Annotated in this window: 17 protein-coding genes; 6 read left to right on the top strand and 11 right to left on the bottom strand. The window is 69.4% G+C overall.

Annotated features, from left to right (window positions below; all coding sequences use genetic code 11):
• Positions 1–17: 17 nt before the first annotated feature.
• The 3 genes from ACIG0D_RS14200 to ACIG0D_RS14210 are packed head-to-tail and all read right to left on the bottom strand — an operon-like array spanning position 18 to position 1,547.
• On the bottom strand, positions 18–428 hold the full coding sequence (locus tag ACIG0D_RS14200; RefSeq protein WP_399799879.1) for a DUF6113 family protein: 411 nt from the start codon (positions 426–428) through the stop codon (positions 18–20).
• Positions 425–1,333 carry an N-acetyl-1-D-myo-inositol-2-amino-2-deoxy-alpha-D-glucopyranoside deacetylase gene (gene mshB, locus ACIG0D_RS14205; RefSeq protein WP_399799881.1) on the bottom strand — a complete coding sequence of 303 codons (909 nt, stop codon included), beginning with the start codon at positions 1,331–1,333 and terminating at the stop codon, positions 425–427. Before mshB ends, ACIG0D_RS14200 begins: the two co-directional genes overlap by 4 nt.
• Positions 1,334–1,352: 19 nt before the next feature.
• The gene (locus ACIG0D_RS14210; RefSeq protein WP_019755516.1) at positions 1,353–1,547 is read right to left on the bottom strand and encodes a hypothetical protein; all 195 of its coding nucleotides are present in this window, start codon (positions 1,545–1,547) and stop codon (positions 1,353–1,355) included.
• 176 nt (positions 1,548–1,723) lie between these two features.
• Here ACIG0D_RS14210 and ACIG0D_RS14215 point away from each other — a divergent pair, with 176 nt between their 5' ends.
• The gene (locus ACIG0D_RS14215; RefSeq protein ID WP_399799884.1) at positions 1,724–3,841 is read left to right on the top strand and encodes a prolyl oligopeptidase family serine peptidase; all 2,118 of its coding nucleotides are present in this window, start codon (positions 1,724–1,726) and stop codon (positions 3,839–3,841) included.
• A gap of 121 nt (positions 3,842–3,962) precedes the next feature.
• On the opposite strand, the gene ACIG0D_RS14220 is transcribed toward ACIG0D_RS14215, so the two are convergent.
• Genes ACIG0D_RS14220 through ACIG0D_RS14240 form a run of 5 tightly spaced genes read right to left on the bottom strand, consistent with a single transcriptional unit; the run spans position 3,963 to position 9,518 of the window.
• The gene (locus ACIG0D_RS14220; protein ID WP_399799886.1) at positions 3,963–5,000 is read right to left on the bottom strand and encodes an ABC transporter ATP-binding protein; all 1,038 of its coding nucleotides are present in this window, start codon (positions 4,998–5,000) and stop codon (positions 3,963–3,965) included.
• Positions 4,993–5,967: an ABC transporter ATP-binding protein gene (locus tag ACIG0D_RS14225; protein ID WP_399799889.1), complete on the bottom strand. Its 975-nt coding sequence runs from the start codon at positions 5,965–5,967 to the stop codon at positions 4,993–4,995. Before ACIG0D_RS14225 ends, ACIG0D_RS14220 begins: the two co-directional genes overlap by 8 nt.
• A gap of 3 nt (positions 5,968–5,970) precedes the next feature.
• The gene (locus ACIG0D_RS14230; RefSeq protein ID WP_399799891.1) at positions 5,971–6,966 is read right to left on the bottom strand and encodes an ABC transporter permease; all 996 of its coding nucleotides are present in this window, start codon (positions 6,964–6,966) and stop codon (positions 5,971–5,973) included.
• Positions 6,959–7,882: an ABC transporter permease gene (locus tag ACIG0D_RS14235; RefSeq protein WP_399799893.1), complete on the bottom strand. Its 924-nt coding sequence runs from the start codon at positions 7,880–7,882 to the stop codon at positions 6,959–6,961. The genes ACIG0D_RS14230 and ACIG0D_RS14235 overlap by 8 nt, the downstream gene beginning before the upstream one ends.
• A 10-nt stretch (positions 7,883–7,892) precedes the next feature.
• Complete coding sequence (locus tag ACIG0D_RS14240; RefSeq protein WP_399799896.1) at positions 7,893–9,518, bottom strand: ABC transporter substrate-binding protein; 1,626 nt, start codon at positions 9,516–9,518, stop codon at positions 7,893–7,895.
• 466 nt (positions 9,519–9,984) lie between these two features.
• On the opposite strand from ACIG0D_RS14240, the gene ACIG0D_RS14245 reads away from it, so the two are divergent.
• The 5 genes from ACIG0D_RS14245 (at position 9,985) to ACIG0D_RS14265 (ending at position 16,053) form a co-directional block, all read left to right on the top strand.
• A complete protein-coding gene (locus tag ACIG0D_RS14245) occupies positions 9,985–11,013 on the top strand; it encodes an ABC transporter permease (protein WP_399799899.1) in 1,029 nt (342 codons plus the stop codon).
• A gap of 80 nt (positions 11,014–11,093) precedes the next feature.
• On the top strand, positions 11,094–12,878 hold the full coding sequence (locus tag ACIG0D_RS14250; protein ID WP_399799901.1) for an ABC transporter substrate-binding protein: 1,785 nt from the start codon (positions 11,094–11,096) through the stop codon (positions 12,876–12,878).
• A gap of 82 nt (positions 12,879–12,960) precedes the next feature.
• A complete protein-coding gene (locus ACIG0D_RS14255) occupies positions 12,961–13,941 on the top strand; it encodes an ABC transporter permease (protein WP_399799904.1) in 981 nt (326 codons plus the stop codon).
• Positions 13,942–13,951: 10 nt separating this feature from the next.
• Positions 13,952–14,977 carry an ABC transporter ATP-binding protein gene (locus ACIG0D_RS14260; RefSeq protein ID WP_399799908.1) on the top strand — a complete coding sequence of 342 codons (1,026 nt, stop codon included), beginning with the start codon at positions 13,952–13,954 and terminating at the stop codon, positions 14,975–14,977.
• A gap of 26 nt (positions 14,978–15,003) precedes the next feature.
• The gene (locus tag ACIG0D_RS14265; protein ID WP_399799911.1) at positions 15,004–16,053 is read left to right on the top strand and encodes an ABC transporter ATP-binding protein; all 1,050 of its coding nucleotides are present in this window, start codon (positions 15,004–15,006) and stop codon (positions 16,051–16,053) included.
• A 165-nt stretch (positions 16,054–16,218) separates the two neighbouring features.
• Here the strand turns inward: ACIG0D_RS14265 and ACIG0D_RS14270 are convergent, their stop codons facing one another.
• From ACIG0D_RS14270 to ACIG0D_RS14280, 3 genes are read right to left on the bottom strand one after another with little or no spacing between them, the layout of a single operon-like run.
• Positions 16,219–17,337 (bottom strand): ABC transporter ATP-binding protein, encoded by a 1,119-nt coding sequence (locus tag ACIG0D_RS14270; protein ID WP_399799914.1) that lies wholly within the window; start codon positions 17,335–17,337, stop codon positions 16,219–16,221.
• Between the two features lie 19 nt (positions 17,338–17,356).
• Positions 17,357–18,418, bottom strand: coding sequence for an ABC transporter ATP-binding protein (locus ACIG0D_RS14275; RefSeq protein ID WP_399799917.1), 1,062 nt, complete (start codon positions 18,416–18,418; stop codon positions 17,357–17,359).
• A gap of 10 nt (positions 18,419–18,428) precedes the next feature.
• Entirely contained in the window at positions 18,429–19,409 is a 981-nt protein-coding gene (locus ACIG0D_RS14280; protein WP_399799920.1) for an ABC transporter permease, read from the bottom strand.
• Positions 19,410–19,494: the final 85 nt, after the last annotated feature.

The raw sequence follows: 19,494 nt of genomic DNA on the forward strand, positions 1-19,494 counted from the left end.
GACGGCGAAGTGGTACGTCACTTGCCAAGTCGGACGGCGGGACCCCCGGGTTGCCGTACGACGCCGAGGGTGGCGCAGATCACAGCCACGGCCATGCCGCCGAGCAGGAAGAGATACGAGCCGACGCCCGCCGCGAAGACGAAGTCGCCCTCGGGGCGGCTGGTGGTGAGCAGCACGACGGCGATCATCCAGCCCGCGGCGGGCGCCAGGGCCCCGCCCCGGCCGCCGGTGGCCCGGGACCCGCCCAGGAACGCCCCGGCCGCGCCGGCGAGGGCGAGCAGCAGGCCGCCCGGGAACCAGGCGCTCTGCACCAGTGCGCCGGCCGCGCCGACGACCGCGCCGAGCAGGAAGAGCCCCAGATGGGCGGCGATCCGGCCCGCGGAGGGCCGGGTCAGGGGCTGGGCGAGCGGGGAACCTCGGTCCGTCATGACGCCTCCTCGGTGGCGATCCCGGCGAACAGGTCGGTCTCCCGGCCCACGCCGGCCTCCCCCCGGCCTTCGGCCGGGGGGACCCCCGTCTCGCCTCGCTCGCCCCGTACCAACTCGTAGTACTCGGTACGCAGGACGGGCTGCGCCAGTTCATTGGAGAGGACGAAGAAGTCGCCCTCGACCGTGATCTGGGTGGCGTGCGCGGCCATCGCGGCGGCCTTGGCGGCGGCGTACGCGTCCCCGCCGTCGATCTCGGTGGTGATCCGCTCGTCGTCGACGACGCCGGGGACGTCGTCGAGGGCGGCGGCCCGGGTGAAGGAGAGGCCCGGCAGTTCCTGGTGGAGGCGGGCGAAGGCGGCCTCGCCCGCGGTGCGCGGGACGCGGTTCCAGTAGACCTTGGCGGGGGCGCAGCCGGCCTGCTCGGCCAGTTCGACGGCGCGCATGGCGACGCGGTGGGCCTGGATGTGGTCGGGGTGGCCGTAGCCGCCGTCGGGGTCGTAGGTGACGAGGACCTGGGGGCGTACCTCCCGGATCACCGCGAGGAGGTGTCCGGCGGCCTCGTCGACGTCCGCCTGCCAGAAGCAGGCCGGGTCGTCGTTGTCGGGCAGGCCCATCATCCCGGAGTCGGCGTAGCGGCCGTCGCCGCCGAGGCGGCGGAAGTCGGTGACGCCCAGCTCGGCCATGGCGGCGGTCAGCTCGCGCAGGCGGTGCGCGCCGAGGGCGGAGCCGGTCAGGTGCGCGAGCGCGGGCGGGATGACCTCGCCGCGCTCGCCGAGGGTGCAGGTGACCAGGGTCACGTGGGCACCCTCGGCCGCGTACCGGGCCATGGTGGCGCCGTTGTTGATCGACTCGTCGTCCGGGTGCGCGTGCACCAGGAGCAGACGCCGGGAGGGCAGGTCACTCATGAGGCCCACCCTAAAGGGATCAGAACTTGATACTGCCGATCATCCCGGCGATGTTGGTCGTCAGCTCGCTGATCGTCGGGGCGACCGTCGAGGAGGCGAGATAGAAGCCGAGGAGCATGCAGACCACGGCGTGGCCGGCCTTCAGTCCTGACTTCTTGATGAGCAGGAAGACGATGATCGCCAGCAGCACCACCGCCGAAATCGAGAGTGCCACGGCGGCTCACCTCCAAGGTCCCGGGAACGTGGGGGCACAGAGCAGGGGAACGTGTAAATCCATACAGCGGCCAGCAGGTTCATACCCACACAGCGCTAGTGATCATAACTATCCGTGCGCGCGCATCTCTCGGCGCACAGCCGCACAAGGGGGCGCATGGCCAATATGGTCGGGGCATGACGACCGAGCCTGATTCCTTCCCCCGACGGCACGCGCGGACCCAGCGGTTCACGCTCGGCGCGCCGCGTTCGTTCACCGTGGCGCCCGACGCGTCGCGGGTGGTGTTCCTGCGCTCGCGTTCCGGTACCGACCGGGCGAACGCGTTGTGGGTGCTCGACCTGGCGGAGGGCGCCGAGCGGGTGGCCGCCGACCCGGCCGTGCTGCTGGGCGGCGCCGCCGAGGACCTTCCGCCGGAGGAACGGGCGCGGCGGGAGCGCAGCCGCGAGGGGGGCGCCGGGGTGGTCGGCTATGCCACCGACACGGCGGTGGAGTTGGCGTCTTTCGCCTTGTCAGGGCGGCTTTTCACGGCGGAGCTGCGGGCCGGTACGGCGCGTGAACTGCCCGTCGCCGGCCCGGTGATCGACCCGCGCCCCTCCCCCGACGGCCGCCTGGTGGCGTACGTGGCGGGAGGTGCGCTGCGGGTGGTCGGCGCGGAGGGCGCGGGCGACCGGGCGCTCGCCGAACCGGAATCGGACGGGGTGACCTACGGGCTGGCGGAGTTCATCGCGGCCGAGGAGATGGGCCGTTCGCGGGGTTTCTGGTGGGCGCCGGAGTCGGACCGGCTGCTGGTGGCGCGGGTGGACGACACGCCGGTGGAGCGGTGGTGGATCTCCGATCCGGCGGAGCCGAAACGTGACCCACAACACGTCCCCTATCCGGCGGCGGGGACGGCCAACGCGGAGGTCCGGCTGTTCGTCGTGGACCTCGACGGGGCCCGCACGGAGGTCGTCTGGGACCGGGCACGCTACCCGTATCTGGCGCGTGTGCACTGGTCAGCGGCGGGTGCGCCGCTGTTGCTGGTCCAGGCGCGGGACCAGCGCAGCCAGTTGTACCTGGCGGTGGATCCGGACACCGGCGCGACCCGGATGGTGCACGCCGACGAAGATCCGATTTGGCTTGATCTTTTCCCTGGGGTGCCCTGCTGGTCGCCCTCGGGGCAGCTGGTGCGGATCGCCGACGAGGGCGGTGCGCGGGTGCTGGCGGTCGGCGAACGGGTGCTCACCGGGGGGCAGTTGCACCTTCGCGCGGTGCTGGACGTGTCCTCCGACGACGTGCTCGTCTCGGCGTCCGCGGGCGCGGAAGCGGAACGGCCGGAGACCGGTGAGGTGCATGTCTACCGGGTCAACGAGCTGGGTGTCGAGCGTCTGTCGGAGGAGCCCGGGGTGCACTCGGCGGTGCGGTCCGGGGACGTGACCGTGCTGGTGTCGGCGACGCTGGAGCGGCCGGGGGCGCGGGTGCGGGTGTTGCGGGAGGGGAAGCAAGTCGCGGTCATCCCGTCGTACGCCGAAGACCCCGGTATGTCCCCGCGGGTCACTCTCACCCAGGGGGGCGCACGGAGAATTCCGTGCGCCGTGCTTATGCCACGGGACTACCCCGGTGACACTCCCCTGCCCGTCCTCCTGGACCCCTACGGCGGCCCCCACGGTCCGCGGGTGGTCGCCGCCCACAATGCCCATCTGACCTCGCAGTGGTTCGCCGACCAGGGCTTCGCGGTGATCGTCGCCGACGGGCGCGGCACCCCCGGCCACTCCCCCGGCTGGGAGAAGGCGATCCACCAGGACTTCACCGTCTCCCTCGACGACCAGATCGAGGCACTTCAGGATTTGGCGCGGAATCGTCCGCTGGATTTGAGCCGGGTGGCCATTCGCGGCTGGTCCTACGGCGGCTGGCTCGCCGCCCTCGCGGTGCTGCGCCGCCCGGACGTCTTCCACGCGGGCATCGCGGGAGCACCGGTGACGGACTGGCGGCTGTACGACACCCACTACACCGAGCGCTATCTCGGCGACCCGGCGGCGTCCCCCGAGGCGTACGCGCGCAGCTCGCTGGTGACGGACGAGGGCCTGTCCGCCCCCGCCGAGCCGCACCGGCCGCTGATGATCGTGCACGGCACGGCCGACGACAACGTGGTCTTCGCCCACGCCCTGCGGCTGTCCTCCGCGCTGCTGGCGGCCGGCCGCCCGCACGAGGTGCTGCCGCTGTCCGGCGTCACCCACATGACCCCGCAGGAACAGGTCGCGGAGAACCTTCTGCTGCTCCAGGTGGACTTCCTCAAGCGGGCCCTGGGGCTCGGGTAGGACGGCAACGGGCCGGGACGACATGGCGCGTCCCGGCCCGTTTACGGCACCCGCACGGCCGTACGGTGTTCAGCCTGACGCGTCCGTATATCGGAACAGGGTCGGGGGAGTTGCCGGTGTGTTACCGCGGTTGCTCCGAAGGGACGACGTGCTTCTCCTCGGCGAAGTGGCAGGCGCTGGGGTGGGCGGCGGGGCCGGTCGCGCGCCGGAAGGACTCGGGGACGGCGAGGGCCGGGACCTCCAGGGCGCAGCGTTCGCGGGCCTTCCAGCAGCGGGTGCGGAAGCGGCAGCCGGAGGGGATCTTCGTGGGGGACGGGACGTCGCCGTGCAGGATGATGCGCTCGCGGTGTTCGCGGGCTTCGGGGTCGGGCACGGGGACGGCGGAGAGCAGGGCCTGGGTGTAGGGGTGCGTGGGGTGGTCGTAGATCTCGGTGTCGCTGCCGGTCTCGACGATCCGCCCCAGGTACATCACCCCGACGCGGTCCGAGATGTGCCGGACGATCGACAGGTCGTGGGCGATGAAGACGTAGGAGAGGTCGAACTCGTCCTGGAGACGTTCCATCAGGTTGATCACCTGCGCCTGGACCGAGACGTCCAGGGCGGACACCGGTTCGTCGGCGACGATGACCTCCGGGCGGAGCGCCAGGCCGCGGGCGATGCCGATGCGCTGGCGCTGGCCGCCGGAGAACTGGTGCGGGTAGCGGTTGACGTACTCCGGGTTCAGGCCGACGACGTCCAGCAGCTCCTGCACCCTGCGGCGCCGGTCGCCCTTGGGGGCCGCCTCGGGGTGGATGTCGAAGGGTTCGCCGATGATGTCGCCGACCGTCATCCGGGGGTTGAGGGAGGTGTACGGGTCCTGGAAGACCATCTGGATGTTGCGGCGTACGGCCCTGAGGGCGCGGCCGGAGAGCCGGGTGACGTCCTCGCCCTTGTACCTGATCGAACCGGAGGTCGGCCGCTCCAGGCCGACCAGCATCCGGGCGACCGTGGACTTGCCGCAGCCCGACTCCCCGACGATGCCCAGGGTCTCGCCGCGGTGGAGGGTGAAGTCCACTCCGTCGACGGCCTTGACCGCGCCGATCCGCTTCTTGAGGAGGACGCCCCGCGTCAGCGGGTAGTGCTTGACCAGTCCGCGCACCTGGAGGATCGGCTCAGCCATGCAGGCACTCCCTCCAGAAGTGGCAGGCGCTGCCCCGGTCGCCGTCCACCTCGTACAGGGGCGGTACGTCGGTGCGGCAGACGTCCCGGGCCATCGGGCAGCGGGGGTGGAAGGGGCAGCCGGGCGGGATGTCCAGCAGGTTGGGCGGCAGGCCCTTGATGGCGTACAGGTCCTGGCCCTTCTGGTCCAGGCGGGGGATGGAGTCGAGCAGGCCGCGGGTGTAGGGGTGCGCGGGGGCCTTGTAGATGTCGTGGACCGGGGCGGACTCGACGATCCGGCCCGCGTACATGACGGCGATGCGGTCGGCCACGTCCGCGACGACGCCGAGGTCGTGGGTGATGAGGATCAGGCCCATGTGGTACTCGCGCCGAAGCTCCGCCAGCAGGTCCATGACCTGGGCCTGGACCGTCACGTCCAGCGCGGTCGTGGGCTCGTCGGCGATGATCAGCGCGGGCTCCAGGGCCATCGCCATGGCGATCATGATGCGTTGGCGCATCCCGCCGGAGAACTGGTGCGGGTACTGCCGGACCCGTTCCCTCGCGGCCGGGATCCGCACCCGGTCCATCAGCTCCACGGCCTTGGCGCGGGCGTCCTTCTTCGACATCCCCCGGTGCACGACGAACATCTCGCCGAGCTGGTCGCCCACGGTCAGCACCGGGTTCAGCGCGGACAGCGCGTCCTGGAAGATCATCGCCATCTCCGCGCCGCGCACCTTACGCCGTTCGTCCTCCTTCAGTTTCAGCAGGTCGCGGCCCCGGAAGAGGATCTCCCCCGCCGTGATCCGCCCCGGCGGCATGTCGAGGATGCCCATGACGGCCTGCGCGGTGACCGACTTGCCGGACCCGGACTCCCCGAGCACGGCCAGCGTCTCCCCCGCGTCCACGCCGTAGGTGACCCCGTTGACGGCCCGGGCGACGCCCTCCCGGGTGCGGAACTCCACATGCAGATCACGCACTTCCAGCAGCACGTCTCACCTCAGCTTCGGATCGAGGGCGTCGCGGACCGCGTCGCCGAGCATGATGAAGGCCAGGACCGTGATCGCCAGGGCGCCGGAGGGCCACAGGAGGGCGTGGGGGGCGTTGCGGATGTAGGGGGAGGCCGCGGAGATGTCGATGCCCCAGGAGACGCTGGGCGGTTTCAGGCCGACGCCGAGGTAGGACAGGGTGGCCTCCAGGGCGATGTAGGTGCCGAGGGCGATGGTCGCGACGACGATCACGGGGGCCACGGCGTTGGGCGCGATGTGGCGCAGCAGCATCCGGGAGTTGGAGGCGCCGAGGGCGCGGGCGGCCTGGACGTAGTCGTTCTGTTTGACGGTGATGACGGAGCCGCGGGCGATCCGGGAGATCTGCGGCCAGCCCAGCAGCACCATGAAGCCGATGACCGGCCAGACGGCGTTGCTGGTGACGACCGACAGCAGGACCAGGCCGCCGAGGACGACCGGGATGGCGAAGAAGATGTCGGTGACGCGCGACAGGACCGAGTCCCAGACCCCGCCGAAGAAGCCGGCGAGTCCGCCGAGCACGCTGCCGAGGATCGCGACGCCGAGGGTGGCGCAGACGCCGACCGCGACGGACGTACGGGCGCCGTAGACGGTGCGGGTGTAGACGTCGCAGCCCTGGCCGTTGAAGCCGAAGGGGTGGCCGGGCTGGGAGCCCTGCTGGGCCTTGGCGAGGTCGCAGTGCAGGGGGTTGCCGGAGGCGATCAGGGACGGCCACAGGGAGATGACGACCAGGAAGAGGATCACCAGGCCGGAGACGAGAAAGACCGGGTTGCGGCGCAGGTCGTGCCAAGCGTCGGACCACAGCGAGCGGGGTCTGCCGGCGGGGCCGCCCGCGCCCTCGGGGCCCTTGCCGCCTTCCAGGGGTTTCTCCAGCGTCACCGCCTCGCTCGCCGCGAGGTCCATCTGGCCGCCCATGCCGGTGCCGGCGATGGTGCGCTCGGGCTCGAACGGCTGCTGCTCAGGCATAGCGGATCCTCGGGTCGAGTACGGCGTACAGGAGGTCGACGAGGAGGTTGGCGAGCAGGAACACCAGGACGAGGACGGTCACGAAGCCGACCACGGTCTGGGTGTTCTGGCGGAGGATGCCCTGGTAGAGCTGGTAGCCCACGCCGTGGATGTTGAAGATCCGCTCGGTGACGATCGCGCCGCCCATCAGCGCGCCGATGTCGGTGCCGATGAAGGTGACGACCGGGATGAGGGAGTTGCGCAGCAGGTGCCGGGTGACGACCCGGTGGCGGGGCAGGCCCTTGGCGATCGCCGTACGGACGTAGTCGGAGCGCTTGTTCTCGGCGATGGAGGTGCGGGTCAGCCGGGTGACGTAGGCGAGGGAGACGGAGGCGAGGACGAGGCCGGGGACGATCAGCTCGCCGAAGCCCGCCTCCGGGGACACCGAGGGTTTGATCCAGCCCCACTTCACACCGAGCAGCAGCTGGAGCAGCAGGCCGGTGACGAAGGTGGGGACGGAGATGACGACGAGGGTGACGAGGAGGACCGAGGTGTCGACCGGCCGGCCGCGGCGCAGGCCGGTGACGACGCCGAGGGTGATGCCGATGACGATCTCGAAGAGGACCGCGACGATCGTCAGCCGGATGGTGACCGGGAAGGCGGAGCCCATCAGCTCGGTGACCGGCTGCCCGTTGAAGGCGGTGCCGAAGTCGCCGGTGAAGACGTTGCCCATGTAGGTCAGGTATTGCTCCCACACCGGCTTGTCGAGGCCGAACTCCCGTCTGAGCTGGGCGGCCGTCGCCGGATCGCACTGCCGCTCGCCGCACAGGCCCGCGATGGGGTCGCCCATCACGTTCACCATCAGGAAGATCAGCAGCGTGGCCCCGACGAAGACCGGGATCATCTGGAGCAGCCGCCGGACGACGTACAGTCCCATGGCGGTGTCCTCAGCTCACCTTGATCTGGTCGTACACCGGGACGCTGAACGGGTTGAGCCGCACGTTCGACAGCCGCTCCGAGTAGCCGGCGCTGCCGTTCTGGTACCAGAGCGGGATGGCGGCCATGTTGTCCCGGACGACCTCCTCCGCCTGCTGGAACTTCTCCACGGCCCTGGTGGTGTCGGTCTCGGCGTTGGCCTCGTCGACGAGCTTGTCGAACGCGGCGTCGGACCACTTGCCGTCGTTGGAGGAGGCGTTGGTGTAGTAGAGCGGCTGGAGGAAGTTCTGGATGAGCGGGTAGTCCATCTGCCAGCCCGCGCGGAACGGCCCGGACATCTTCCGGTCGGTGATCTGCTTGCGGAAGTCGGCGAAGGTGCCGACGGGGTTGCCGACGCAGGCACGGTCGTTGCCGAGGGTGTTGTTGATGGAGTTGCAGACGGCGTCGACCCACTCCTTGTGGGAGCCGGTGTCCGCGTTGTACGTGATCTTCACCTGGCCGCCGGGGAGCCCGCCGCCCTCCTGGATGAGCCTCTTGGCCTCCTCCGGCCGGTACTCGCAGGCCTGACCGCACAGCCCCGCCCGGTAGCCGCCGTCCTCGCCGAGGACCGGGGAGGACCAGTCGGTGGCGGGGGTGCGGGTCTTCTGGAAGATCGTCTCGGTGATCTGCTCGCGGTCGATGGCCATGGACAGACCGCGGCGGACCTTGTCCATGCCCTCCCTGCCCCAGGCCCGGTCGTAGTACGGGAAGGCGAGGGTCTGGAGGATGCCGGCGGGGGTGTTGAGGTAGCGGTCGCCGAGGTCGCTGCGCACGTTGCGCAGCTGGGCGGCGGGCACGTCGTCGACCAGGTCGAGGTTGCCGGCCATGAGGTCGGTGTAGGCGGTGTTGTTGTCGGTGTAGACCTTGAGGTCGACGCCGCCGTTCTGCGCCTTGTCCGGGCCGGGGTACTCCTCCCAGGCGCGCAGGGACATCTGTGAGCCCCGGGTGTACGACTGCACGGTGTAGGGCCCGTTCCCGACGGGTCTGGCCAGCCAGGCGTCGTGGTCGTCGAAGAAGACGCGGGGCAGCGGGACGTAGGCGTTGTAGCCGAGGGTGTCGGGGAAGGTCGAGAACTTCTGGGTGAGTTCGACGGTGAAGGTGCGCTCGCCGGTGACCCTCAGTCCGGAGAGGGTGTCGGCGCTCTGCTTCCCCTTCGCCGGGTGGACCTTGTCGTAGCCCTCGATGTAGCTGAAGAAGTGCGCGTTGCGCTGGTTGTTCCGCAGGCTCGCGCCGTAGTTCCAGGCGTCGACGAAGGACTTGGCCGTCACTTTCTCGCCGTTGCTGAAGGTCCAGCCGTCCTTGACGGTGATGGTGAAGGTCCGGGAGTCCGTCGTCTCGATCTTCTCGGCGAGCATGTCCTCGGCCTCGCCGGTCTCCGGGTCGTACCGCTTGAGGCCGCGGAAGACCATGTCGAGGACCTTGCCGCCCTGCACCTCGTTGGTGTTGGCCGGTTCGAGCGGGTTCTGCGGGTCTCCCCAGGAGGAGCTGAGCACCGCGTCGGCACCCCCGCCGCTGCCACCGCCGCCCCCGCAGGCGGTGGCCGCGAGGGCTGCCGCCGCCGCGCATGCGACCCACTTGGCGTGCGTGGCTCCGCGCATGGTGTGCCTCCTCAGACCCAGCCGATCCGGCACCGGCGAACACCGATGCGTTACCGGCAAATATCGGCGCAAACAGTGCACACCGCATACGCTCCCGTCCTTTGGGGTGATCTTGTCCCCGGCTGTCCCGTGAGCGGAAGTGGACCGTCGAATCCCGTGCAACAGATCGACGGGATCCGATGCCGAACCGTTGAAAACCGAACCCGGCATGTACACATTTCGACACCTCGCCGTCCGCATATCGAACACATCGCCCGTTTGGCGCAGTTGGCCGGATGTAAGACACAACTTGATCACGGAAGCGCTACCCGCGTAGCTACGAGGTGGTCAAGCGGAGGCAAAGAAGGTAAAGAGCAACCCAACTCGGACCAGATTTTGTTGACCTTGAATGAATTGCGTTGAAAAAGTCCCGCGTAGCCCGTAGGGAACGCCCTGCGGAGCCTTGACCCGCAAGGCACGGAGCATCATGACCCCCCCAACCCCTTCCACGGCCACCCCTGTTGAGGTGACCGACGAAGACAACGCGAAACCGGCGAAGTCCTCGGCCCCGCAGGGCAGCGAGAGCCGCTCGCCGGGGCGGCTCGCCTGGAACCGCTTCAAGCGCGACCGGACGGGCGTGATCTCCGCCTGTGTGGTGCTCTTCTTCTTCGTCATCGGCATCTGCGCGCCGCTGATCGCCAAGCTCTACGGGAAGGACCCGTACACCACGTACGGGATGAACATCCCGGGTCTGCTGAACGAGTTCAACTTCCCGGTGAAGCCCAACGGCGGCATCGACTCGGAGTTCTGGTTCGGCATCGAGCCGCAGCTCGGCCGGGACGTCTTCACGTTCCTGCTCTACGGCATCCGCAACTCGCTGCTCATCGCGGCCGTCGCCACGCTGCTGACCGCGCTGCTCGGCGTCGTCATCGGCATCACCGCCGGCTACCTCGGCGGCAAGACGGACTACCTCGTCGGCCGGGTCATCGACATCCTGCTGGCCTTCCCGCAGACCCTCTTCTTCATCGCCTTCTGGCCGGTGGTGCTGGCGATCTTCGTCTCGCCGGAGGAGAACACCCCGGTCTGGCTGACCGTCACCAGCCTCATCCTCGTGATGACCGCCTTCGGCTGGGCCTCCGTCGCCCGCCTGCTGCGCGGCGAGGTCCTCGCCCTGCGCGAGCGGGAGTTCGTCGAGGCGGCGAAGGTCACCGGCGCGTCCCCGGCGCGGATCATCTTCAAGGAACTGCTGCCGAACCTCTGGACGCCGATCCTCATCCAGTCGACGCTCATGCTGCCGGCCTACGTCACGGCCGAAGCGGGCCTGGCCTTCCTCGGCGTCGGTCTGTCGGACCCCACCCCCGACTGGGGCGTGATGATCCAGAACGGCGCCAAGTACTACCAGGACGACATCACCTTCATGCTCTTCCCGGGCGTGTCGATGATCATCTTCGTCGTCGCCTTCAACCTCCTCGGCGACTCGGTCCGCGACGCTCTGGACCCCAAGACCAAGCGCTGAGTTTCCACCCCGGCCGCGGCGACGGGGCCCGGCCGGGGCGCCAGTACCACCCTTCCTTCCTCCACAGAACGGGGCCAGCCATGTCCTTTTCCCGCAGAAACTTCCTGATCGCGACCTCGGTCGCGGCCGCCGGCTCGACGCTGCTGTCCGCGTGCAGCAGCGGCAACGCCGGCGGCGGCAAGGGCACCCCGAGCGCGGGCGCCACGGAGTACACCGGCACCCAGGTCACCATCGGCACCGCGGCCGACTCCACCGGCCCGGCCCCGGAGATCCCCGGCGCGAAGAAGGGCGGCACGATCTACGGCTTGGCCCCGGACGACGTCTCGCACCTCGACCCGCAGCGCATCTACTACGCGTACAACTCCACCGTCGCGCTGCTGCTGCACCGCTGCCTGACCGGCTACAAGATCGACTCCGAGGGCCGGCAGAAGCTGGTCGGCGACCTGGCCACCGACACCGGCACCGCCTCCGACGACAACAAGACCTGGACCTTCACGCTGAAGGAGGGTCTGAAGTGGGAGGACGGCAGCGAGCTGACCGTCGAGGACGTCCGCCACGGCTTCGAGCGCGCCTGGGCGCCGTTCATCACCGAGGGCGCGGACTACGCGCAGCGCGCGCTGACCGGCAAGGGCGGCAAGTGGCGTGACGCCTACGAGGGTCCGTACGGCGGCAAGCACCTGGACGCGATCGTCACCGACAAGGCGAAGCGGACCATCACCTTCAAGCTGGCCGAGCCCAAGCCGGACTTCAACTTCACCTTGGCGATGCACTCCTACGCCGCGGTGCCGGTGAAGCTGGACACCAAGGAGAAGTACGACAAGAAGCCGGTCGCCTGCGGCCCGTACAAGATCAAGGCGCGTACCACCGACAAGTCGATGGTGCTGACCCGCAACAAGCACTGGGACCCGAAGACCGACTCGATCCGCAACGCCTACCCGGACAACTTCGAGTTCACCTTCGGCATCGAGACCCTGGACTCGACCGACCGTCTCATCGCCTCCCAGGGCACCGACGCCTACGCGGTCTCCATCTACAAGGGCGTGCCCGCCGAGCGCATCCAGAAGGTCCTCACCGACCCGGAGCTGAAGAAGCGCACCTTCAACGGCCTGCTCACCGGCACCTACTTCTACTGGATCAACACCAAGCGGGTCACCGACCTGAAGGTCCGTCAGGCCCTCATCCACGCCTGGCCGCTCCAGCAGATCCGGCAGATCTACGGCGGCCCGTCCGCCGGTGACCTCGCCACCTCGGTGCTCAGCCCGGACATCATCGGCTTCCAGAAGACCGACGTCTACGGCAAGCTGAAGAAGCCGCAGGGCGACCCGGAGGCCGCGAAGAAGCTGCTGAAGGAGGCCGGCAAGCTCGGCCAGAAGATCGTCTACGCCTTCCCGCAGGACCCGACCTACAACAAGACCAAGGTCGTCATCGAGAACGCGCTCAAGGCGGCCGGCTTCACCCCGGTCATCAAGCCGGTCGACTCCACGTCGTACTACGACCAGATCCAGCAGACCGACAACAGCTACGACGTGATGTGGGGCGGCTGGTCCCCGGACTGGCCCACCGCCTACACGATGATCCAGCCGCTGCTGGACGGCGACGCCATCGGCAACGGCAAGAACAACGTCTCGCAGACGGACGTCGACTGGATCAACGAGGGCATCAAGGAGAACGCGGTCATCGCGGACCAGGAGGAGGCCGGCAAGGCCTGGGCCGCGCTGGACAAGCGGATCATGGAGGAGGTCGCTCCGATGATCCCGGAGACGTACTCGCGTCGCTTCTACGTCTACGGCAACAAGGTCGGCGGGGCCCAGTTCGACCCGAACTTCTCCGCGACCCTGCTCTACAAGACCTTCGTCAAGGCCTGACGAACGGCCCTTTGGCGGGGCGGCCCGCGTGCCGCCCCGCCGTCTCACCCCCTACGGCATCCGTCAGGAAACCCCAACTGCCATGTTCCGCTTCCTTGCCCGCCGGATCCTCGGCGCCGCGGTGATCCTGCTGATCATCAGCGCCCTGGTGTTCGTCCTGTTCTACGCCGCTCCGCGCGACCCCGCCCGCATCGCGTGCGGCAAGGTCTGCACCCAGGAGACCCTGGAGTTGGTCAAGCAGAACCTGGGGATCGCCGACCCGCTCCCGGTGCAGTACTGGGAATGGCTCAAGGGTCTGTTCGTGGGGCGTGACTACACCTCGTTCGGGCGCTGCGACGCGCCCTGCCTGGGCTACTCGTTCCAGAACCGCGAGCCGGTGCTGGACACCATCCTCGACCGCTTCCCCACCACGATCTCGCTGGCCATCGGCAGCGCCGCGGTCTTCCTGCTCTTCGGCATCGGCACCGGCATGCTGGCCGCCGTCAAGCAGGGCAAGGCCCTCGACAAGATCGCCAGCTCGGCATCGCTGATCGCGTCCTCGATGCAGATCTACGTCGTCGGCGTCTTCGCCACCTACCTGCTGGTCGACCAGTTGCAGGTGCTGGACCGCGCGCACTACACGCCGTTCACGGACAACCCGGCGGAATGGGCCACGGGACTGCTGCTGCCCTGGCTGGTGCTGTCGCTGATCTTCACCGCCAACTACACCCGGATGACGCGCTCGCAGATGGTCGAGACGCTCAGCCAGGACTACGTCCGCACCGCCCGCGCCAAGGGCCTGTCCGGCCGCACGGTGTTCTTCCGGTTCGCCTGGCGCGGCGCCATGGGCCCGATCGTCACGATCTTCGGCCTCGACCTCGGCACCCTGCTCGGCGGCGCCATCATCACCGAGTCCACCTTCAGCCTCCAGGGCCTCGGCATGCTCTCGGTGAAGGCGGTCAGCACCAACGACCTGCCCATGCTGCTCGGTGTCGTCCTGGTCGCCGCCGGCGCGATCGTGCTGTTCAACATCCTCGTGGACGCCGTGTACGCCCTCATCGACCCGCGCGTGCGCCTCGCCTAAGGAGAGACCCATGAGCACCCCCTTCCTCTCCATCCGCGACCTGAAGGTGCACTTCTCCACCGAGGACGGCATCGTCAAGGCCGTCGACGGGCTCTCCTTCGACCTGGAGAAGGGCAAGACCCTCGGCATCGTCGGCGAGTCCGGCTCGGGCAAGTCCGTCACCAACATGGCGATCCTGGGCCTGCACGACCGGCGCAACACCGCGCTCGACGGCGAGATCCTGCTCGACGGCAAGGAGCTGATCACCGCCACCGAGAAGGAGCTGGAGCGGCTCCGCGGCAAGAAGATGGCCATGATCTTCCAGGACGCGCTGGCGTCCCTGTCGCCGTACCACACCATCGGCCGGCAGATCGGTGAGACCTACCGCAAGCACACCGGCTGCTCCAAGAAGGAGGCCCGGGACCGCGCGGTGGAGATGCTGCGCCGCGTGGGCATCCCGCAGCCGGATGTGCGGGTGGACGACTACCCGCACCAGTTCTCCGGCGGTATGCGCCAGCGCGCGATGATCGCGATGGCGCTGGTCTGCGACCCGGAGCTGCTGATCGCGGACGAGCCGACGACCGCGCTGGACGTGACCGTGCAGGCGCAGATCATGGATCTGCTCAAGGACCTCCAGCAGGAGTTCGGCACCGCGATCATCTTCATCACCCACGACCTCGGCGTGATCGCCGACGTGGCCGACGACGTCCTGGTGATGTACGGCGGCCGGTGCGTGGAGCGCGGGACGAAGAAGGAGGTGCTGGCCGCCCCGCGGCACCCGTACACGCTGGGGCTGCTGGGTTCGATGCCGAGCCTGGACGGACCGGTCGACGTACCGCTGGCGCCGATCCCCGGCTCGCCGCCCTCGCTGCTCAACCCGCCGTCCGGCTGCCGCTTCCACCCGCGCTGCCCCTTCGCCGAGAAGGTCGCGGGCGGGCGGTGCTCCGGCGAGGCCCCGGTCCTGGAGATCGTCGACGGGCGGGGTGCGGCCTGCCATCTGACGCCGGAGCAGAAGCGCGAGCTGTTCGACGACCACGCCGCGGCCCGCACGCACTGACGGACCTCAGACGGGACTTCACCACCATGAGCAGCACCACCCCCCTCCTGGACGTCTCCGGGCTCACCAAGCGCTTCCCGATCAAGGGCGGCTTCCCCATCCGCCGCACGGTCGGCGCCGTCCAGGCCGTCGACGGGCTGGACTTCCAGGTCGCCGAGGGCGAGAGCCTGGGCCTGGTCGGCGAGTCCGGCTGCGGCAAGTCGACGACGGGCCGCCTGATCACCCGGCTGCTGGAGCCGACGGCCGGCACCATCTCGTACCGCGGCCGGGACATCACCCACGCCGACCGCAAGCAGCTGGCCCCCATCCGCTCCGAAATCCAGATGATCTTCCAGGACCCCTATGCCTCGCTGAACCCGCGGCACACGGTCGGCAAGATCATCTCCGGTCCGATGGAGATCACCGGCATCAACCCGGCGGGCGGGCGCGAGAAGCGCGTCCGGGAGCTGCTGGAGATCGTCGGCCTGAACCCCGAGCACTACAACCGCTTCCCGCACGAGTTCTCCGGCGGCCAGCGGCAACGCATCGGCGTGGCCCGCGCCCTGGCCCTGGAGCCGAAGCTGATCGTGGCCGACGAGCCGGTCTCCGCGCTGGATGTGTCCATCCAGGCACAGGTCGTCAACCTGCTCCAGCAGGTCCAGCGGGACCTCGGCATCGCGTTCGTCTTCATCGCCCACGACCTCGCGGTCGTGCGGCACTTCTCACAGCGCGTCGCCGTCATGTACCTCGGTAAGATCGTGGAGATCGCCGACCGCGACGACCTGTACGGCAACCCGCGCCATCCGTACACCCGGGCGCTGCTGTCCGCCGTACCGGAAGCCACGGTCGCCGACGACGGCCAGGCTCGTGAGCGCATCCGGCTCACCGGCGACGTGCCGTCTCCGATCAACCCGCCGTCGGGTTGCCGCTTCCGCACACGCTGCTGGAAGGCGACCGACAAGTGCGCGACGGAGGCGCCGCCGCTGGTGCAGGTGGAGGGCAACAAGCCCGGCCATCTGACCGCCTGCCACCACCCCGAGACGGAGGGAACCGTTCCGGCCCCCCGTCTCTCCAAGGACCCCCAGGCGACGGCCTGACAACACCCCTTTTCCGTCAGCCGCCGCCGCGGAACGGACCTTCACCGGCCCATTGACCCGAGCCCGCGAACGTCCGCTTCCCGGGGCGGAAGGCCCGCGCCTCCCCAGGTGCGGGCCTTCCTTTTCCCGCTGCGTCAGTGCCGCGCCGGTGCCGGTGGTGCCGCGTCAGTGGCCGCCCTCCTCCAGCGCCGCCAGCGCCGGGTCCAGCACGATGTCCTCGGCGCGGGCCTCGGTCGTCGGGTCCTCCGGGAAGTGACAGGCCGTCAAGTGGCCCTCGCGGTTGCCGGAGAGCCGGATCAGCGGCGGCTCCTCGGCCGCGCACTTGTCCTGCGCCTTCCAGCAGCGGGTGCGGAACCGGCAGCCGGACGGCGGGGAGATCGGGGACGGCACGTCGCCGGCGAGGCGGATGCGCTCGCGCGGGCCCGCCGACTCGCCGGCCACGGACACCTCGGGCACGGCGGAGAGCAGGGCGTGGGTGTACGGGTGCCGGGGCCGGGTGTAGATGGAGGCGCGGTCGCCGACCTCGATGATCTTGCCGAGGTACATGACGGCCACACGCTGCGAGAAGTGCCGTACGACGGCCAGGTCGTGGGCGATGAACAGGAACGCGATGCCGAGGTCCCGCTGGACCTGCTGGAGCAGGTTGACGACCTGTGCCTGGATGGACACGTCCAGCGCGGAGACCGGCTCGTCGGCCACGATCAGCTTCGGCTCCAGGGCCAGGGCGCGGGCCACGCCGATACGTTGCCGCTGGCCGCCGGAGAACTCGTGCGGGAAGCGGTTGTAGTGCTCGGGGTTCAGGCCGACGATCTCCAGCAGCTCCCGGACGCGCTTCTCCCGGCCGCCCGCCGGGTTGATCCCGTTGATCTCCATCGGGCCCGAGATGATCTTGCCGACCGTCTGGCGCGGGTTCAGCGAGGAGTACGGGTCCTGGAAGATCATCTGGATCTCGGAGCGGATGGGGGCCAGCTGCTTGCGCGTGGCATGGGTGATGTCCCGGCCGCGGTACGAGATCCGGCCCGCCGTCGGCTCCATCAGGCGCGTGATCAGGCGGCCCGTCGTCGACTTGCCGCAGCCCGACTCCCCCACCAGCCCGAAGCTCTCCCCCACGTGCACGGTCAGGTCGATGCCGTCCACCGCCTGGACCTGGCCGACGGTGCGCCGGACGGGGAAGCCGCCCTTGACCGGGAAGTGCTTGGTCAGCCCTGCCACCACGAGCAGCGGTTCCTCCTCCCGGTCGCCGGCCGCCTCGCGCGGGGCGGGGAGGACGAGGTCTTCCTTCATTGCTCCTCTTTCTCCTCTGTCAGCCCAGCCGGGGCTTGATCTCTTCGATGAAGACGGTCCGCTTCTGCTCCGCCGTCAGATGGCAGGCGGAGGCCCGGTCCGGTGCCAGCGTCGGCCGCTCCGTGACACAGCGGTCGCCGCCGACGCGGTCCTGGAAGGTGCAGCGCGGGTGGAAGCGGCAGCCGGACGGCGGGGTGAGCAGCGAGGGCGGCGTGCCGGGGATGGGCGCCAGGGGCACGGAGACGTCCGAGTCGAGGCGGGGCATGGAGTTCAGCAGGCCCCAGGTGTAGGGGTGCTGGGGTGCCCTCAGCACCTCGTCCACCGTTCCGCGCTCCACCGCGTTGCCCGCGTACATCACCATGATGTCGTCGGCCATGTCGGCGATCACGCCGAGGTCGTGGGTGATGAAGATGATGGCCGAGCCGAACTCCTGCTGGAGGTCCTTCAGCAGGTCCAGGATCTGGGCCTGGACCGTCACGTCGAGGGCCGTGGTCGGCTCGTCGGCGATCAGGAGGTCCGGGTCGCAGACCAGGGCCATGGCGATCATCGCGCGCTGGCGCATACCGCCGGAGAACTGGTGCGGGTAGTCCTTGGCCCGCTGCTTCGGGTTGGGGATGCCGACCTTGCCGAGCATCTCCACAGCCCGCTCCCAGGCCTCCTTCTTGGAGGCGCCGGTGTGCTTGCGGAACGGCTCGGCGATCTGCCGGCCGACCGTGTAGTACGGGGAGAGCGCGGTGAGCGGGTCCTGGAAGATCATGGCGACCTTGTTGCCGCGCAGCTTCTCCAGCTCGGACTCGCGGGCGGTGGTCAGCTCCTTGCCGTCGAGCACGATCTCGCCCTCGACCGTGGTGAACATCGGGTTGTGCAGGCCGAGGATGGTCAGGTTGGTGACGGACTTGCCGGAGCCCGACTCGCCGACGATGCCGAGGGTCCGGCCGCGCTCCAGGTCGAAGGAGAGCCCGTCGACGGCGCGGACGATCCCGTCCTCGGTCCGGAAGCTGACGTGCAGGTCCCGCACCGAGAGGAAGGCGTCCCCGGCGGCCGGGCGCGGGGCGCCGGCTTCCTTGGTCAGAGTGGTCACGACAGTGCTCCTAGGACAGCCGGACGCGCGGGTCGATGAAGGCGTAGGCGGCGTCGACGACGATGTTGAACAGCAGGATCATCGAGGCCGAGAAGAGCATCACGCCGAGCAGCAGCGGCAGGTCGCTGAAGGCGACCGCGTCCACCGCGAGCCGGCCGAGCCCCGGCAGGCCGAAGGTGTACTCGGTGATGATGGCGCCGCCGAACAGGGACCCCATGTCGATGCCGAAGATGGTGACGATCGGGATCAGCGAGCCGCGCCAGGCGTAGCGGAAGAAGACGTATCGCCGGGACATGCCCTTGGCGCGGGCGGTGCGCACATGGTCCTCCTGGAGCTGCTCGATCATCGCCGAGCGCGCCATACGCGTGTACTGGGCGGCGAAGATCGTCGACAGGATCACCCAGGGGATGATCAGCCCGGTGAACCAGGCGACGGGGTCCTCGGTGAACTCGTTGTAGGCCGGCTTGTCGAACAGCTGCATCTGGTAGACGAGGATCGCCAGCGCCAGCGGGCCGAGGAAGTAGATCTGCATCGAGCTGACGACCATGGCGGTGGCGGTGGCCGTCTTGTCGATGAGGGTGCCGCGCCGCCAGGCGGCGAGCAGTCCGGCGCCCAGACCGAAGGCCAGGAAGCAGACGGCCGCGCCGAGGGTGAGCGAGATGGTGGTCGGCAGCCGGTCGATGAGGGTGCCCCAGACGGCTTCACCGGTGTGGAAGGAGTAGCCGAAGCAGGGGGCGGGGCAAGGGCCTTGCAGATAGTCGTCGCTACCCAGGACCAGGTTGTGCAGGAACAGCCAGTACTGCTCGGGGATCGACTTGTCGAGGCCGAGCACATGCCGGATGTTCTCCAGGTTGGCCTGCGTGCACGACTTGCCGCAGATCAGCAGCGCCGGATCGCGTGGCATCCCGTAGAAGATCAGGAACGTCACGATGGAGAGCAGGAAGAGGATGACGGCGGCGCCGAGGGCGCGGCGGACGAGGAAGCGCAGCATGGCAGGGGCAGCTCTCAGACGTCAGCGGGCCGGGCGGTGCCCGGTGCCCGCCGCCGGGTCGCGGACGGGGGCACCGGGTGCCGGG

Origin of the sequence: Streptomyces sp. NPDC052773, from assembly GCF_044547145.1 — a bacterium.
In the GTDB taxonomy this organism is placed as follows: Bacteria; Actinomycetota; Actinomycetes; order Streptomycetales; family Streptomycetaceae; genus Streptomyces.

Excerpts from the sequence above, each read along its gene's own strand:
- ACIG0D_RS14215 (WP_399799884.1), top strand. The coding sequence starts at position 1,724 with ATGACGACCGAGCCTGATTCCTTCCCCCGACGGCACGCGCGGACCCAG.
- ACIG0D_RS14250 (WP_399799901.1), top strand. The coding sequence starts at position 11,094 with ATGTCCTTTTCCCGCAGAAACTTCCTGATCGCGACCTCGGTCGCGGCC.
- ACIG0D_RS14235 (WP_399799893.1), bottom strand. The coding sequence starts at position 7,882 with ATGGGACTGTACGTCGTCCGGCGGCTGCTCCAGATGATCCCGGTCTTC.
- ACIG0D_RS14230 (WP_399799891.1), bottom strand. The coding sequence starts at position 6,966 with ATGCCTGAGCAGCAGCCGTTCGAGCCCGAGCGCACCATCGCCGGCACC.
- ACIG0D_RS14255 (WP_399799904.1), top strand. The coding sequence starts at position 12,961 with ATGTTCCGCTTCCTTGCCCGCCGGATCCTCGGCGCCGCGGTGATCCTG.
- ACIG0D_RS14220 (WP_399799886.1), bottom strand. The coding sequence starts at position 5,000 with ATGGCTGAGCCGATCCTCCAGGTGCGCGGACTGGTCAAGCACTACCCG.
- ACIG0D_RS14260 (WP_399799908.1), top strand. The coding sequence starts at position 13,952 with ATGAGCACCCCCTTCCTCTCCATCCGCGACCTGAAGGTGCACTTCTCC.
- mshB (WP_399799881.1), bottom strand. The coding sequence starts at position 1,333 with ATGAGTGACCTGCCCTCCCGGCGTCTGCTCCTGGTGCACGCGCACCCG.
- ACIG0D_RS14200 (WP_399799879.1), bottom strand. The coding sequence starts at position 428 with ATGACGGACCGAGGTTCCCCGCTCGCCCAGCCCCTGACCCGGCCCTCC.
- ACIG0D_RS14240 (WP_399799896.1), bottom strand. The coding sequence starts at position 9,518 with ATGCGCGGAGCCACGCACGCCAAGTGGGTCGCATGCGCGGCGGCGGCA.
- ACIG0D_RS14280 (WP_399799920.1), bottom strand. The coding sequence starts at position 19,409 with ATGCTGCGCTTCCTCGTCCGCCGCGCCCTCGGCGCCGCCGTCATCCTC.
- ACIG0D_RS14245 (WP_399799899.1), top strand. The coding sequence starts at position 9,985 with ATGACCCCCCCAACCCCTTCCACGGCCACCCCTGTTGAGGTGACCGAC.
- ACIG0D_RS14270 (WP_399799914.1), bottom strand. The coding sequence starts at position 17,337 with ATGAAGGAAGACCTCGTCCTCCCCGCCCCGCGCGAGGCGGCCGGCGAC.
- ACIG0D_RS14265 (WP_399799911.1), top strand. The coding sequence starts at position 15,004 with ATGAGCAGCACCACCCCCCTCCTGGACGTCTCCGGGCTCACCAAGCGC.